The organism is Arthrobacter sp. STN4 (assembly GCF_024539665.1).
Taxonomy (GTDB): Bacteria; Actinomycetota; Actinomycetes; order Actinomycetales; family Micrococcaceae; genus Specibacter.
Window position 1 is genome coordinate 1 of sequence record NZ_JAKZGX010000003.1, and the last position, 14,149, is coordinate 14,149.

Below are 14,149 nucleotides of genomic sequence, written 5' to 3' on the forward strand. Positions count from 1 at the left end.
ACGGAAAAATCAACCCCGACACACCCCGCCAGGCCGCCACCAAATACGACCTCCTCAACGTCAACGCCGGCACCACCGGCAACGCCGGAGGCGACAGCTAACCCCAACCGGCGACAACAAGCCCGGCGACAACAAGCCGAAAGGGGCCGGTACGGGCAGTTTGCCTGTACCGGCCCCTTTTGCGTGCCCGGAACGGCCGGCGCCCGTGCCGGGCACGCGCCGTCGTCCGGTTGTAGAATTCACACAATTAACGGCTTTGGGGGTCGGAGGACATATCCTCGAGGAATGGCAGCAAAGAATTCCGGCACGGCAGCCGCCCCCGCCGCGGTCTCCCCCGTTCCGAAACCGGCACGGGAACGCCGGCGCCCGGGGCAGGCCAAGGCGTCCCCCGAGACACTTCAGCGGCTGCGCGCCACCATCGGGCCCCTGTCCACCACGATGCTGCGTGAACTGGAGAACACCCTGCCCTGGTACCGCCGGCTCAGCGCGGATGAACGGTCCACCCTGGGGCTCGTGGCACAAAACGGGATAGCCGCCTTTGTCTCGTGGTACGAACAGCCGTCCTCGCCCAGCTGGGTGCTCTCCGATGTCTTTGGCACGGCCCCCACGGAGCTGACGCGGTCCATCAGCCTGCAGCGTGCCCTGCAGTTGATCCGCACCGTGGTGCAGGTGGTGGAGGATAGGGTGCCGGAGCTGGCGGCCGCCAGCGAGCAGGTGGCCCTCCGCGAGGCGGTGTTGCGCTATTCGCGTGAAGTGGCGTTTGCGGCAGCCGACGTTTACGCCCGTGCAGCGGAAAACCGGGGCGCCTGGGACACCCGGCTGGAGGCCCTGGCGGTTGACGGGATCCAGCGCGGGGAGAACCCGGATGCACTCCAGTCACGCATTTCCGCCCTGGGCTGGACCTCCCACAACCGCTTCACCATCATGGTGGGCCCGGCCCCGGCGGAGGCCAACGCCACGTTCCTGGCCACGCTGCGCCGCGCCGCGGGCCGCTTTGCCGCGGACGTCATGGTGGGCATCCAGGGCGACCGGCTGATCCTGGTGCTGGGCAACGTTGCCGACCCCGAAACCGCCTACCTGCGCCTGAGTGACCTGTTCGCGGCCGGCCCCGTGGTTTACGGTCCGCTCGCCGCCACGCTGGCGGATGCCACGGCGTCAGCCCAGGCCGCGTTTGCCGGCATGGCCGCGGCCAAGGGCTGGACGGGTGCGCCCCGGCCCGTCTCGGCGGACGACCTGTGGCCCGAACGCGTCATGGCCGGCGACGACTCGGCCCGCCGGGCGCTGGTGGCCGGCATCTACCAGCCCCTCGTGGCAGCGTCCAACGGGCTGGTGGAGACACTCAACAGCTACCTGGAGCTGGGCCATTCGTTGGAGGCTGCGGCCCGGGACCTGTTTGTCCACTCAAACACCGTCCGCTACCGGCTCCGCCGCGTCTGCGACGTCACCGGCTGGGACCCGCTGGTCCCCCGCGAGGCTTTTGTGCTGCAGACAGCCCTCGTGGTGGGCCGCCTGGCCGCCCCGCCCAGGCAGGCGCCCGAGCGCCCGGCTGCGCGCGGCTGACGCCCCTGAACCCGGCGGCGATATTGTAGACTTCCTACAAATCCTTCTCGTGAGCTTGGTGCACGCAAACACCGTGCAAACACCCTTAAGTTTGGAAAGCTGGTAAATGTGCTTGCAATAGTCTGCCCTGGTCAGGGGTCCCAAACGCCCGGCTTCCTTGCGCCCTGGCTCGAACGCCCCGGCGTCGAGGAAAAACTGGCGTCCCTCAGCGAAGCGGCGGGCCTTGACCTGATCGCCCACGGCACCACCTCGGACGCCGAAACCATCAAGGACACCGCCGTGGCGCAACCCTTGATCGTCGCCGCCGGCCTGGTGGCCGCGGAGGCGCTGCTCGACGTTCCGCTGGAATCCCTGCAGGTGGTGGTGGCCGGGCACTCCGTCGGTGAAATTACCGCAGCCGCCCTGACCGGCACCCTGTCCTACGCGGACGCCATGGCGTTTGTGCGCGAACGCGCCAACAGGATGGCGGACGCCGCTGCCGTCACGCCCACCGGCATGGCCGCCGTCGTGGGCGGGGACCCGGAGGAGGTCCTGGCCGCCATTGCCGCCGCCGGCCTGGCCCCGGCCAACATGAACTCCAAGGGCCAGACGGTCGCCGCCGGCACGCTGGAGCAGATCGACGCCCTCGTCGCCGCCCCGCCGGCCAAGGCCCGGGTCATTCCGCTCCAGGTGGCCGGCGCGTTCCACACCCACCACATGGCACCGGCCGTCTCCGCGCTGGAGGCCCTCGCCCCGTCGCTTTCCCCCCATGCCCCCAAGGTGCCCCTGCTCTCCAACTACGACGGCGCCGTCGTGCCTTCCGGGACAGCGGCCCTTGAGTCGCTCATCGCCCAGGTGTCGCGGCCCGTGCGCTGGGACCGGTGCATGGAGACCATGTCCGCCATGGGGGTCACGGGCCTGATCGAGCTGACGCCCGCCGGAACCCTGACGGGCCTGGCCAAGCGCGGCATGAGCGGTGTTGCTACCGTTGCAGTGAAAACGCCCGATGATTTGGAAGCCGCCAAGCAACTGCTGAACGGGCACGCGCAGCAGGAAGAGGACCATAAGTGAGCACAGCCACGTTGAATCAACACACCGCACGCAGCGGCGCCCGGATCATGGGCGTTGGCGCCTACCGCCCCGATGTGGTCGTCACCAATGAAGACGTCTGCCAGTGGATCGACTCCTCCGACGAGTGGATCCGCCAGCGCACCGGCATCATCACCCGCCACCGCGCCCCGCGCGACGTCTCCGTCATCGACATGGCCGTCGCTGCCGGAACCGAGGCCATCCAGCGCGCCGGCATCGAGCCGGCACAGCTCGGCACCGTGCTCGTCGCGACGGTCACGCACCCGTATGCGACGCCGTCGGCCGCCGCCATGATCGCGGACCGGCTCGGCGCCACCCCGGCCCCGGCCTACGACATCTCCGCCGCATGTGCCGGCTACTGCTACGGCGTGGCCCAGGCCGATGCCCTGGTCCGCTCCGGAACGGCCGAATATGTGCTGGTCATCGGCGTCGAGAAGCTCTCCGACGTCATCGACAACCACGAACGCACCATCTCCTTCCTGCTCGGCGACGGCGCAGGGGCAGTGGTGATCGGCCCGTCCGACGAGCCCGGCATCAGCCCCAGCGTCTGGGGCTCGGACGGCGGGCGGTGGGACGCCATCGGCATGACCCACTCGCTCACCGAGGTGCGCGACTTCAGCGACCGGGCCATGAAGGCCGACGACATCGAATCGGCCGCGGCCGACGAGGCCCACGCAACACTGTGGCCCACCCTGCGCCAGGACGGCCAGACCGTGTTCCGCTGGGCCGTATGGGAAATGGCCAAGATGGCCAAGAAGGCCCTGGACGACGCCGGCATCACCGCCGGGGACCTTGGCGCCTTTGTCCCCCACCAGGCGAACATGCGCATCATTGACGAACTGGCCAAGCAGCTCAAGCTGCCCGAGGATGTCGTCATTGCACGCGACATTGCCGACGCCGGCAACACCTCCGCGGCGTCCATTCCCCTGGCCACGCACCGCCTGCTGGCGGAAAATCCCGAGCTTTCCGGTAAACTCTCGCTTCAGATCGGCTTTGGTGCCGGACTGGTGTTTGGCGCTCAAGTGGTGCGCCTCCCCTAGGTTCAGCTAGCACGGCAAGCCGCAAACGTGGTTTGATCAACACTGCCTGAAAAGATCAAAGCCCTTGATCACAGCGAAAACAACAAAAGAAGGAGCCATCAATGGCTAGCAACGAAGAAATCCTGGCCGGCTTGGCTGAAATCGTCAACGAAGAGACCGGCCTGGCCCCGGAGGCCGTTGAGCTGGACAAGTCCTTCACGGACGACCTGGACATCGACTCGATCTCGATGATGACGATTGTGGTCAACGCCGAAGAGAAGTTCGACGTCAAGATCCCCGACGAAGAAGTCAAGAACCTCAAGACCGTTGGTGACGCAGTCAGCTTCATCGCCGGCGCACAGGCGTAGTTTTCGCCCCTGCTGCCCTCCTCCGCAAGCGCGACACGGGGCATTCGTGGGTGGCCGGCACACTGCGTGCAGGCCACCCACAGCACTAATTGAGTCTGTCCTGAACATTTTTCTTTTTTTAGAGAGTTGAACCATGGCCCGCAAAGTAGTCATCACTGGACTCGGAGCAACCACGCCCATCGGCGGCGACGTCCCCACCACCTGGCAGAACGCGCTGAAGGGTGTTTCCGGCGCCCACACCATGACCGACGAGTGGGTGGAAAAGTACGACCTCCCGGTGCACTTTGCCGCCCGTGCCTCGACTGCAGCCACCGAGACCCTCAGCCGTGTGGAAGCCAAGCGCATGGACCCCTCCACCCAGTTTGCCGTGGTGGCCGCCCGCGAGGCCTGGAAGGATTCCGGGCTGGAAGAGATTGACCACGACCGCCTGGCCGTGGCCTTCGCCACCGGGATCGGCGGCGTATGGACGCTGCTGGACGCCTGGGACACCCTGCGCGAGAAGGGCCCCCGCCGCGTGCTGCCCATGACGGTGCCCATGCTCATGCCCAACGGCCCCGCCGCCGCCGTCAGCCTGGACCTCGGCGCCCGCGCAGGAGCCCACACTCCCGTCTCCGCCTGCGCCTCCGGCACCGAGGCCCTGCACATGGGCCTGGAGCTGATCCGCTCGGGCAAGGCCGACGTCGTGATGGCCGGCGGCGCCGAAGCCGCCATCCACCCGCTGCCCATGGCCGCCTTCGCCGCCATGCAGGCCCTGTCCAAGCGCAATGACGACCCCGAGCACGCGTCGCGGCCGTACGACGTCAACCGCGACGGCTTCGTCATGGGCGAAGGTGCCGGTGCCCTGGTGCTGGAGGCCGAGGAACATGCCCTGGCCCGCGGCGCCCGCATCTACGGCGAGCTGGCGGGCACCTCCGTCACCGCGGACGCCTACCACATCACGGCCCCGGACCCCGAGGGCCTGGGCGCCACGCGCGCCTTGAAGGCCGCCCTGTTCGACGCGCGCGCCCATGCCACAGATGTGGTCCACGTCAACGCGCACGCCACGTCCACCCCGGTGGGCGACCGCCCCGAGTACATTGCGCTGCGGGCCGCGCTGGGGGACCACGTGGACAACGTGTGCGTCTCCGCCACCAAGTCGCAGATGGGGCACCTGCTGGGCGCCTCGGGGGCTGTCGAGTCGGTGCTGACGGTGCTGGCCGTCTACCACCGCCTGGCCCCCGTCACCATCAACCTGGAAAACCAGGATCCGGAGATCCCCCTGGATGTTGTGACCGGCACGCCGCGCGAACTGCCCGCCGGCCAGGTCATGGCGCTGAACAACTCCTTCGGCTTCGGCGGCCACAATGCCGTGGTTGCCATCCGCAGCACCGGGCCCAAGGTTGAGCTGGCCTAGGCACCCCGCTGGCATTAACCACGAAGGCGGCGCGCACCTTGTGAAGGTGCGCGCCGCCTTTTGTTCGGGTCGGGGCTGCGTGCGGCCACGGCGCCGGCTTCGGGTGGATCGACGCTGGAATGAAGCGGGGTCAGTCAGCCCACATGGTGGAGCCACCGGACGGGGGCCCCTGCTGCCGCGTGCCGGAACGGCTCCAGCTCTTCGTCCCAAGCCTCTCCCAGGGCAAGCGACAGTTCCTGGTAGACGGCGGAAGGCTCGCCCTTGCCAGCCTCGTAGGCATATCGGATGCGGTCTTCGGAAACCATGATGTTGCCGTGGACGTCGGTGACCGCATGGAAGATGCCCAGCTCGGGGGTGTGCGACCACCGGGAGCCGTCGCAGCCGGCGCTGGGTTCCTCGGTGACCTCGTAGCGGACGTTGGCCCAGCCGCGGAGGGCCGAGGCCAGGCGCGCACCGGTGCCGGCCAGGCCGTGCCACACATATTCCGTGCGCATGACATTGGGCGCCGCGGGCTGTGGCGTCCACTGCAGTCCCGTGCGCTGATCCATCACGGCGGCGATGGATGATTCAATATGTGGGCACATGACAGCCGGGGCTGAGTGCACATACAAGACACCGCGCGTCATTACGACGTTCATTCCATCCTCCATTGCAGTAGGTGCGTCTTCCCCAACGACCTTCATACGGATGGAACTGTTTGTGCGGAGCTGCTTGTGTGCCGACCCTTCCCTGCCAGCGGCCTGTTATCTCCCCCTGGTTTGTTCCGGCAATGCACCGTTCGCCCCAAGGTTCCCTCTCATTGTGCCGTAGCCGGGCCGATTGCGCCACCGGACGCGGCAAATTCGCCATACGGCCCGAAAAAATGTCCTGGTGCCGGGTTGCTGCCGGCCCGGTCCGGGTTCCCGGACGTCGGGCACAGTCCGGGTTCAGGCCCTGGGGTGCGCCTGCCGGTAGCCCTCGCGCAGCCGTTCGACCGAGACGTGCGTGTACAGCTGGGTGGTGGCCAGGGAGCTGTGCCCCAGGATTTCCTGCACCGCGCGCAGGTCCGCCCCGCCGTCGAGCAGGTGGGTGGCCGCGGAATGCCGGAGCGTATGCGGGCCCGTGGCCGCGGTGTCCCCCAGGGCGCCAAAGGCCCGTTCGACGACGGTGCGCACGGTGCGCTGGTCGATCCGGCCGCCGCGCCTGCCGAGAAAGAGCGCTGGTCCGCTGGCGTCCTTGGCCAAATGCGGCCGGCCGGCCAGCAGCCACCGTTCCACGGCCCGGGCGGCCGGCAGCCCGTAGGGGACCACCCGCTCCTTGTCGCCCTTGCCGAGGACACGAAGGGTGCGGCGTTCGCGGTTGAGGCTGTCGACGTCGGTGCCGGATAGTTCACCGACGCGGATGCCCGTTGCGTACAGCAGTTCCACCATGGCGTGGTCCCGGAGTGCTGCTGCGTCCCCGCCCGCCGCGGCCTCCCCAAGCCTGGCCATGAGCCGCTGGATTTGCTGTTGCTGCAGCACGGCCGGGAGGGCATGGTCCTGCCTGGGCGCCTTCAACCGGAGCGCGGGGTCAACGTCAAGGAGCTCTTCACGAAGCGCCCAGGCGGTAAAGCTGCGGGCCGTGGCCGCCCGGCGGGCCAGCGTCGAGCGGGACATGCCTTCCGCGCTTTGCCCGCCCAGCCAGCGGCGCAGGAGCGGCAGGTCGAGGCCGCCGAGGCCCGTGACCCCTTCGGCGACCGCGTGGATGAGCAGGGCGTCGACATCGCCCCTGTAGGCCCGCACGGTGTGCGCAGACCGGCCGCGCTCCGCGGCAAGATAGCGCTCAAATCCTTCAGCTGCCCGGGCCAGCGGTTCGGGCAGGTGCGTGCGTTCGTCATGGTCCACACCCCCACTGTGCGCTGTCCGGCCCGTCCGGGCAAGCTGACCCGCCGCCGGGGTCCGGCTTAGCCCGCGGCTTCTCGGAATGCGCGGGCCATGGCGGGCGAAAAGGCCACGAGAACCACTGCCTCCGGAAGCTGCGGCCCGCCCCGGACCCTGGCGGCGTGCCCGGCGGCGGCAAGGCCCGCCATTGCCGCGGCGGCGACGTCCGTGGCCGACCAGCCGTACACCCCGCCGCCGATGGCGGGAAATGCCATGGTCCGGGCCCCGATCTCGGCGGCCACCTCGCAACAGCGTGAAAAGCAGCTCTCCAGCAGGGTCCGGTCCACCTGCCCGGCATAGCGGTTGGGGCCCACGGTGTGGATCACCCAGCGCGCCGGCAGCAGCCCTGCGCCCGTGGCCACGGCATCCCCAACGGGCAGTCCGCCGGGATAGCGGGTGCGCCGCAGTTCCCGGCACTCGGCCAGCAGTTCCGCTCCGGCGGCCCGGTGGATGGCACCGTCCACCCCGCCTCCCCCGAGCAGGCCCGGGTTGGCCGCGTTGACGATCGCGTCCACGTCCAAGGTGGTGATGTCCGTCTGGACAACGGTGATATCCATGCGCCCACGCTATCAAAGGTGCCGTTGCCGCTGTCAGGGGCACCCGGCCCTCCCGGCCAGGTTCGTGCGGCCCGGCATGCCGGCCACGGCGCACCCGCCAGGCGGGAAGAGGGTCCTGCAGGCCCCTCGCGCACTGATGGCATTGTGGCCGCCCCCCCACGGCGCGCCCGGCAGCCGGGCAGCGGCTGCTGCACCTGGTTGGACCGCCGGGCAACACCCCGTGCTTCGGCCGGCTTCATCGATTGCGCTTCCAGCCGTTGTTCAGCCGCTCGGCCAGCCCGAGCAGTTCCAGCCGGCCCAGGCCCGCCAGCACGGTGGCCGTCCCGAGCCCGGCCACCACGGTGAGCTTGTCCACCGTGGTGGCCGAACGCAGCGGCAGGGCGTCGAGCAGCAGGAGGTCTTCCACGCCGAGCCCGTCGTGCACGGCCGGTGCGGCATCCCGTTCCGGTGCCAGGTTGGCCCCGGCGGCTCCGGCCAGTTCGGCAATGTCCGCCGCGTCGGTCACGCACACGGCAGCCCCTTCCCGCAGCAGCCGGTGGCAGCCGGCGGAGTTTGCCGAGTACACCGAGCCGGGGACGGCTCCGACGGACCGGCTGAGCTGCTCGGCATGGTGGGCGGTGTTGAGGGCCCCGGACCGCCACCGTGCCTCGACCACGACTGTCATTTCACACAGCGCCGCGATTAACCTGTTCCGTTGCAAAAAGCGGTAACGGGTCGGGTTGGTGCCCGGGGGAACCTCGGCGATGATGCAGCCTTGTTCGGTGATGGTGCGCAGGAGGTCCTCGTTGCCCGACGGGTAGAACCTGTCGAGGCCCCCGGCCATGACCGCCACGGTGGGCGGCTGGGCCGTGCCGCCGGCTCCGGGCAGGGGCGCCGCTCCGGCGGGCGGGGCAGCGCCCCAGTAGGCGGGGTCCTGCCTGGCTGCGGCGAGTGCGCCGCGGTGGGCACTGGCGTCAATGCCGTAGGCCCCGCCGCTGACCACGGTGTAGCCGCGCTGCACGAGGGACGAGGCGATTTCCGCGGTGAGGTTGACGCCGTAGCTGGTGCCGTCCCGGGAACCGACCAGGGCAATGCAGCGCTGTTGCCCCGGCAGGTGCAGCATGCGCCCGCGCATCCACAAGGCAATGGGTGCCGTCAGCTGCAGGTCGGCCAGGGAGGCCGGCCACTGGGGGTCTTCGGGGATCAGCAGCCCGCCGCCGTACCGTTCCAGCAGTCCCAGGTCGCGTTCGGGGGCCAGGTCGGCCAGCCGCGGCCGCCACCGCCCCAGCGCGTCGGCCAGGCCCGGCCAGCGGCCTGTGCCGGCCTCGGCCATCACCTCGGTCATCTCCTGTTCCAGCACGGCGCTGGACGCGGCGCCGCTGCGGATGAAGGCCAGCGCGTCCACGGGGCCTGCGACGGCAATGAGCGCCAGTCCGGCCAGGTCGGACGGTTCCATCAGCCGGGTCAGGGCCGCCCTGGCCACGCGGATGTCTGCACTGCCGTCGCCTGGGCCCGTGCCGCGGTGGTTGGTGTCGTTCATTGTCCTTCTCCTCGTTGTCGCAGTGTCAGGGCCAGGCCGACGTCGTCGGCGCGGGGCCGTTCGCGGCCCTGCAGGTCCGCGACCGTCCAGGCCAGGCGCAAGACCCTGTCATAGCCGCGGGCCGTCAGGGTGCCCAGGCCCATGGCCCGGTCCAGCAGGGCCGTGTCAACCGGGGGCAGCCGCAGGGGCCCGCGCAGGATCCTGCCGGTGAGGTCTGCGTTGTGCACCAGGCCATACGGGCGCAGCCGTTCCCTGGCGTTGTCCCGTGCCGCCTGCACCCGTGCCGCAACCTGGGCGGTGCCTTCCCGCGGTGCGGCGTCGGAGAGCTGGGCCAGCTGCACGCGGTTGACTTGCAGCTGGATGTCCACACGGTCCAGCAGCGGCCCGGACAACCGGCCAAAGTAGCGGCGCCGCGCCATGGGCGTGCACTCGCAACTGATGCCCTTGCCCGCCGCCTTCCCGCACGGGCAGGGGTTCGCGGCGAGCACGAGCTGGAAGCGTGCCGGGTAGGCGGCCGTCCCGGCCGAACGGTGGAGCACCAGTTCGCCGCTTTCGAGCGGTTGGCGCAGGGCGTCGAGGACCCGCTTTTCGAATTCGGGGGCCTCATCCAGGAACAGCACGCCCCTGTGCGCACGGGATGCGGCCCCCGGCCGGGGAATGCCGGTCCCTCCCCCGATGATGGCGGCCGGGCTGGCGGAGTGGTGCGGGCGTTCGTAGGGCGGACGCCGGATCAGGGCATTGACGCCGCTGCGCACATGGTCCAGCGAATGGATGGCCGTCACCTCCAGGGCCTCGTCGTCGCTGAGCTCCGGCAGGAGCCCCGGCAGGCGTTCAGCCAGCATGGTCTTGCCCGAGCCCGGTGGGCCCACCATCATCAGGTGGTGGCCGCCCGCCGCAGCGATCTCCAGTGCCAGCCGGGCCTCGGCCTGCCCTGCCACCTCGCAGAGGTCCGGCGTGGCCCGGTCCACGGCGGCCGGGCCTTCGCGTGGCCCCGCCGCGGCCGCCGTGGGGCCATCGGGCACGGCGTACACCAGTTCCCGGGGATCGGCGTCAAAATCCGCTGCCACGTGAGCCAGCGAAGCGTAGCCGCGCACCTTGGCCCCGGCCACCAGTTCCGCCTCCGCCAGGTTCGACTCCGCCACCACGAACTCCTTCCAGCCGGCCTGCATGGCCGCCAGCACCGCCGGCAGCACACCGCGGACCGGCCGCAGCCGCCCGTCCAGGCCCAGTTCGGCAATGAATACCGTTCCCCCGGTCCGGCGCACGTCCCCGGCCGCTTCCAGCGACGCCATGACGATGGCCAGGTCAAAGCCGGAACCCTTCTTGGGCAGCGAGGCGGGAACCAGATTGACCGTGATCTTCCGCCGGCTCAACGGGATCCCGGAGTTATGGGCCGCCGAACGGATGCGCTCGCGCGCCTCGCTCAGGGCCGCATCGGGAAGTCCCAGCAATATGAAGCTGGGAAGGGTCTGGCCGATGTCCGCCTCAACCTCGATCACGTGGCCGTTGAGCCCCACGAGGGCCACCGCCAGCGCCCTGCCCATCCCCATTCACAACACCCCCTTGAGGTGGTCAATGCTGGGTTCCGCACGCCCGTTCATGACGATGCCCACGGCGTCGACCCGCAGCCCGCCGATGACGTGCCGGTGCTCCCTCGCCCACAACACGGCCAAGGTCCGCAGCCGGCGCAACTTGGCCGGCGTGACGGCCTCCAGCGGGTCGCCGTAACGCCTCGACCGGCGGGTCTTGACCTCCACGATCACCAGTTCGGCACCATCGAGTGCCACCAGGTCGATCTCCCCCGACGGGCACCGCCAATTGCTGTCGATGACCCGGATCCCCCGGTCCTCGAGATAGTCCGCGGCGAGCCTTTCACCGCTCAGGCCCAATGCATCTTTCGCTCTCATGGCAACCTCCACTGCCAGCGTGGCGGTTTTTTCCGTGCCGCGGAGGAATGGTTGGGCCAAATGTGGAAAGCCGGCGCGCGGGCACCCCTTGTGGAGGAAGGACGGCGGGCACAAAAGGAAGGACGACGCCGGAACCCGGGTTCCGGCGTCGTCCTCCCCTGCCTGCCTGGGTCCGGCCGGTACGGGCCGGAAGGGTCAGCCGAGCGGGCCCAGCCGGCCGTCCTTGGGGATTTGGAGGTCGTCCGTCTTGATCAGTTCCTCGACGTTGACGTCCTTGAAGGTGATGACACGGACGTTCTTGACGAAGCGGGCCGTGCGGTAGACGTCCCACACCCAGGCGTCCTGGAGGGTCAAGTCGAAGTAGACCTCGCCGTCGGCGGAGCGTGCCTGCAGGTCGACGTGGTTGGCCAGGTAGAAGCGGCGCTCGGTCTCCACCACGTAGCTGAAGAGGTTCACCACGTCCCGGTATTCACGGTAGAGCTGCAGCTCCATGTCGGTTTCGTAGTTTTCCAGGTCCTCAGCGCTCATGGTTCCATCATCCATCACTTGGGGCGCTGGCGACGAACGGCTCCGTACGCCCGCGGCGAAAAGCTACACCAGCCGCCAGGTCTTGCGGTGGAAATCCGTGGGTCCGTGCCCGGCGATCGCCGCGCGGTGGGCTGCCGTCGCATAGCCCTTGTTGCCGTCCCAGCCAAACTGCGGATGGTCCTGCGCCAGCTCCACCATCATCGAGTCCCGCTCCACCTTCGCCAGCACGCTCGCGGCAGCCACCGACAGGCAGGTCATGTCCGCCTTGATGCGGGTGCGCACCGTCATGGCCGCGCCCGGGGCGGGTCCGGCGGAATCCTGCGGCAGCCCGGGGAACGGCAGCTCCGGCTGGACGGGGGCGGAGAGCCAGTCCTGGTTGCCGTCGAGGATGACATAGCCGGGCAGGAGCTCCGCGGCCACCGCAGCCAGCGCCCGTGTCCCGGCCAGGCGCAGTGCGGACACGAGGCCCACCGCGTCAATCTCGGCCGCCGAGGCATGTCCCACCGCCTGGGCCTGCGCCCACTCCCGGATGGCCGGCACGAGTGCCTGCCGGACCGGCCCGCCCAGCAGCTTGCTGTCCTTGACCCCCGGCAGTTCGGTGGCCGTCGCGGCGTTGATGACCACCAGGCCGACGCTGACGGGGCCGGCCAGCGCACCCCGGCCCACCTCATCGCAGCCGGCCACCAGCGTGTAGCCTTGGGCCGCCAGTTCGCGTTCCCAGGCCAAGGTGGGCGGCGGCGCCGCCACTACTTGCCCGCCGGGACGACGCCCGACGACGTCCCCTGGCCCACGCCTGACGGTGCGGGCACGTCGGCGAACACCTTCGGATAGTTCCCCAGGATGCCCAGGTGGTTCAATGGCCAGGCGATCACGATGGCCCGGCCTTCCACGGCGGAGATGGGCACAAAGCCGGTCCCGTTCAGGGCCTGGTGCGCGCGCGAGTCCTCGGAGTTGTTGCGGTGGTCGCCCATGACCCAGATGTGCCCGGCCGGGACTGTCACGTCAAAGGTGGTGTCCGAGGGAGAGGCCCCCGGGAAAAGGTACGGCTCCGTGAGGGCCGCCCCGTTGACCGTCATTTTGCCGGCCGCAGTACAGCACTTCACATGGTCCCCCGGCAGACCGATGACACGCTTGACGAGGTGCTGCTGCGAACTGTCCGGGGCCAGGCCAAGGAACGTGGCGACGTCGCCAATCCAGGTAAACGGCCCGGTCGGGGCCGCCTGCGGCGGCAGCCATCCCAGGGTGTCCTTGAACACGACCACGTCACCGCGCTTGAGCGCAAAAGGTTCCGGCACCAGCAGGTTTACAAAGATCCTGTCGTCGATGCGCAACGTGTTTTCCATGGAACCGGACGGAATGTAAAACGCGCGGAACAGGAAGGTCTTGATCAGGAAGGACAGCACCAGGGCGATGGCCAGGATGGTGACAATTTCCCTGCCCCAGCGCCAGGCGCTGCTGCTGAAGCGTCCCAACGCCGTGGCCTCGGGGACGTGCGCGCCGTGGGTGGCGTGGGCACCCTGCGCCCCGGTGCCGCGGGCACCCTCCTGCGCACCGCCGTCGTCCGGGTGGGACTGGGCGGGATCGCCGGGTGCTTGGTGCTCCATGGGGGTTCCTTAAGGTCAGTTCAACGGATCAGTCCTGCACATGCGGGATCGGCAGCTCAGGGCGTGGGGGCGCCGCTCTTCAAAACATGGATCCGCCCCAGCGGCCACACGGTGGCCCACGGCCTTCCGATCACCTTGCCGGTGTCGATCAGGCCGCCACCGGGCATGCCCAGCAGGGACCGCGAATCCGCTGAGATACTCCGGTGGTCGCCCATGAGCCACAATTTACCCTGCGGCACGGTGACGTCGAACTTCAACTCGCTGGGTTTGTCCCCGGGATACAGGTAACTCTCAGTCACCGGAACGCCGTTGACCTCCAGCAGGCCGGCCGCGGTGCAGCACTTGACAGTGTCCCCCGCCACGCCCAGCACCCGCTTGACGTAGATGTTGTTGTTGGGCACCAGGCCCAGCCACTGCCCGGTGGCGACGGCAGCGGCCATGAGCGGGTCGCCGGCGGGACGCCACGGCGTGAAGGACCCTGTGCCGTCAAAGACCACCACGTCGCCGCGCTTGATCGGCGTGTGCGCAAAATCGGTGCGCGAGACCAGCACGCGGTCCCCGGTCAGCAGCAGCGGTTCCATGGACCCGGACGGGATGTAATACACGTCCACCCAGACGTTGCGCACCACCGCGGCGAGCAGGAACAACACCACCACGGCAACAACAACAAAACGCCAGCCCAGTTTCCTGGACTGGCGTTTCGCTTGGATCAAAGTGCGGTTCCCTTT

Annotated in this window: 15 protein-coding genes; 5 read left to right on the plus strand and 10 right to left on the minus strand. The window is 69.2% G+C overall.

Annotation, left to right across the window (positions count from 1 at the left end; genetic code table 11):
* Positions 1–285 precede the first annotated feature (285 nt).
* The 5 genes from MMF96_RS03475 (at position 286) to fabF (ending at position 5,408) form a co-directional block, all read left to right on the plus strand.
* Complete coding sequence (locus MMF96_RS03475) at positions 286–1,560, plus strand: CdaR family transcriptional regulator (RefSeq protein WP_176617631.1); 1,275 nt, start codon at positions 286–288, stop codon at positions 1,558–1,560.
* 108 nt (positions 1,561–1,668) lie between these two features.
* A complete protein-coding gene (locus MMF96_RS03480) occupies positions 1,669–2,610 on the plus strand; it encodes an ACP S-malonyltransferase (RefSeq protein WP_176617630.1) in 942 nt (313 codons plus the stop codon).
* On the plus strand, positions 2,607–3,668 hold the full coding sequence (locus tag MMF96_RS03485) for a beta-ketoacyl-ACP synthase III (protein ID WP_371131016.1): 1,062 nt from the start codon (positions 2,607–2,609) through the stop codon (positions 3,666–3,668). Before MMF96_RS03480 ends, MMF96_RS03485 begins: the two co-directional genes overlap by 4 nt.
* Positions 3,669–3,769: 101 nt before the next feature.
* Positions 3,770–4,015 (plus strand): acyl carrier protein, encoded by a 246-nt coding sequence (locus MMF96_RS03490; protein ID WP_038462997.1) that lies wholly within the window; start codon positions 3,770–3,772, stop codon positions 4,013–4,015.
* A gap of 133 nt (positions 4,016–4,148) precedes the next feature.
* Positions 4,149–5,408 (plus strand): beta-ketoacyl-ACP synthase II, encoded by a 1,260-nt coding sequence (gene fabF, locus MMF96_RS03495; RefSeq protein ID WP_256882581.1) that lies wholly within the window; start codon positions 4,149–4,151, stop codon positions 5,406–5,408.
* Positions 5,409–5,542: 134 nt separating this feature from the next.
* On the opposite strand, the gene MMF96_RS03500 is transcribed toward fabF, so the two are convergent.
* From MMF96_RS03500 to lepB (MMF96_RS03545), 10 genes are all read right to left on the minus strand, one after another.
* Positions 5,543–6,046 carry a DUF3145 domain-containing protein gene (locus tag MMF96_RS03500; protein WP_176617628.1) on the minus strand — a complete coding sequence of 168 codons (504 nt, stop codon included), beginning with the start codon at positions 6,044–6,046 and terminating at the stop codon, positions 5,543–5,545.
* Between the two features lie 288 nt (positions 6,047–6,334).
* On the minus strand, positions 6,335–7,270 hold the full coding sequence (locus MMF96_RS03505; protein WP_176617627.1) for a tyrosine recombinase XerC: 936 nt from the start codon (positions 7,268–7,270) through the stop codon (positions 6,335–6,337).
* Between the two features lie 59 nt (positions 7,271–7,329).
* Positions 7,330–7,863 (minus strand): macro domain-containing protein, encoded by a 534-nt coding sequence (locus tag MMF96_RS03510; protein ID WP_176617626.1) that lies wholly within the window; start codon positions 7,861–7,863, stop codon positions 7,330–7,332.
* A gap of 235 nt (positions 7,864–8,098) precedes the next feature.
* On the minus strand, positions 8,099–9,382 hold the full coding sequence (locus MMF96_RS03515; RefSeq protein ID WP_256882582.1) for a DNA-processing protein DprA: 1,284 nt from the start codon (positions 9,380–9,382) through the stop codon (positions 8,099–8,101).
* Positions 9,379–10,932, minus strand: a complete 1,554-nt coding sequence (locus MMF96_RS03520; protein ID WP_256882583.1) for a YifB family Mg chelatase-like AAA ATPase — start codon at positions 10,930–10,932, stop codon at positions 9,379–9,381. The genes MMF96_RS03515 and MMF96_RS03520 overlap by 4 nt, the downstream gene beginning before the upstream one ends.
* On the minus strand, positions 10,933–11,289 hold the full coding sequence (locus MMF96_RS03525) for a YraN family protein (protein WP_176617623.1): 357 nt from the start codon (positions 11,287–11,289) through the stop codon (positions 10,933–10,935).
* Positions 11,290–11,484: 195 nt separating this feature from the next.
* Complete coding sequence (locus tag MMF96_RS03530; protein ID WP_176617622.1) at positions 11,485–11,817, minus strand: DUF2469 domain-containing protein; 333 nt, start codon at positions 11,815–11,817, stop codon at positions 11,485–11,487.
* 63 nt (positions 11,818–11,880) lie between these two features.
* On the minus strand, positions 11,881–12,564 hold the full coding sequence (locus tag MMF96_RS03535) for a ribonuclease HII (RefSeq protein WP_176617621.1): 684 nt from the start codon (positions 12,562–12,564) through the stop codon (positions 11,881–11,883).
* The gene (gene lepB, locus MMF96_RS03540; protein WP_176617620.1) at positions 12,564–13,421 is read right to left on the minus strand and encodes a signal peptidase I; all 858 of its coding nucleotides are present in this window, start codon (positions 13,419–13,421) and stop codon (positions 12,564–12,566) included. Before lepB (MMF96_RS03540) ends, MMF96_RS03535 begins: the two co-directional genes overlap by 1 nt.
* 56 nt (positions 13,422–13,477) lie before the next feature.
* The gene (gene lepB, locus MMF96_RS03545) at positions 13,478–14,134 is read right to left on the minus strand and encodes a signal peptidase I (protein WP_176617619.1); all 657 of its coding nucleotides are present in this window, start codon (positions 14,132–14,134) and stop codon (positions 13,478–13,480) included.
* Positions 14,135–14,149: the final 15 nt, after the last annotated feature.

What these genes read in the sequence shown, in the direction of transcription:
- MMF96_RS03475 (WP_176617631.1), top strand. Translation starts at nt 286, where the DNA reads ATGGCAGCAAAGAATTCCGGCACGGCAGCCGCCCCCGCCGCGGTCTCC.
- MMF96_RS03490 (WP_038462997.1), top strand. Translation starts at nt 3,770, where the DNA reads ATGGCTAGCAACGAAGAAATCCTGGCCGGCTTGGCTGAAATCGTCAAC.
- fabF (WP_256882581.1), top strand. Translation starts at nt 4,149, where the DNA reads ATGGCCCGCAAAGTAGTCATCACTGGACTCGGAGCAACCACGCCCATC.
- MMF96_RS03500 (WP_176617628.1), bottom strand. Translation starts at nt 6,046, where the DNA reads ATGAACGTCGTAATGACGCGCGGTGTCTTGTATGTGCACTCAGCCCCG.
- MMF96_RS03510 (WP_176617626.1), bottom strand. Translation starts at nt 7,863, where the DNA reads ATGGATATCACCGTTGTCCAGACGGACATCACCACCTTGGACGTGGAC.
- MMF96_RS03515 (WP_256882582.1), bottom strand. Translation starts at nt 9,382, where the DNA reads ATGAACGACACCAACCACCGCGGCACGGGCCCAGGCGACGGCAGTGCA.
- MMF96_RS03520 (WP_256882583.1), bottom strand. Translation starts at nt 10,932, where the DNA reads ATGGGGATGGGCAGGGCGCTGGCGGTGGCCCTCGTGGGGCTCAACGGC.
- MMF96_RS03525 (WP_176617623.1), bottom strand. Translation starts at nt 11,289, where the DNA reads ATGAGAGCGAAAGATGCATTGGGCCTGAGCGGTGAAAGGCTCGCCGCG.
- MMF96_RS03530 (WP_176617622.1), bottom strand. Translation starts at nt 11,817, where the DNA reads ATGAGCGCTGAGGACCTGGAAAACTACGAAACCGACATGGAGCTGCAG.
- lepB (WP_176617620.1), bottom strand. Translation starts at nt 13,421, where the DNA reads ATGGAGCACCAAGCACCCGGCGATCCCGCCCAGTCCCACCCGGACGAC.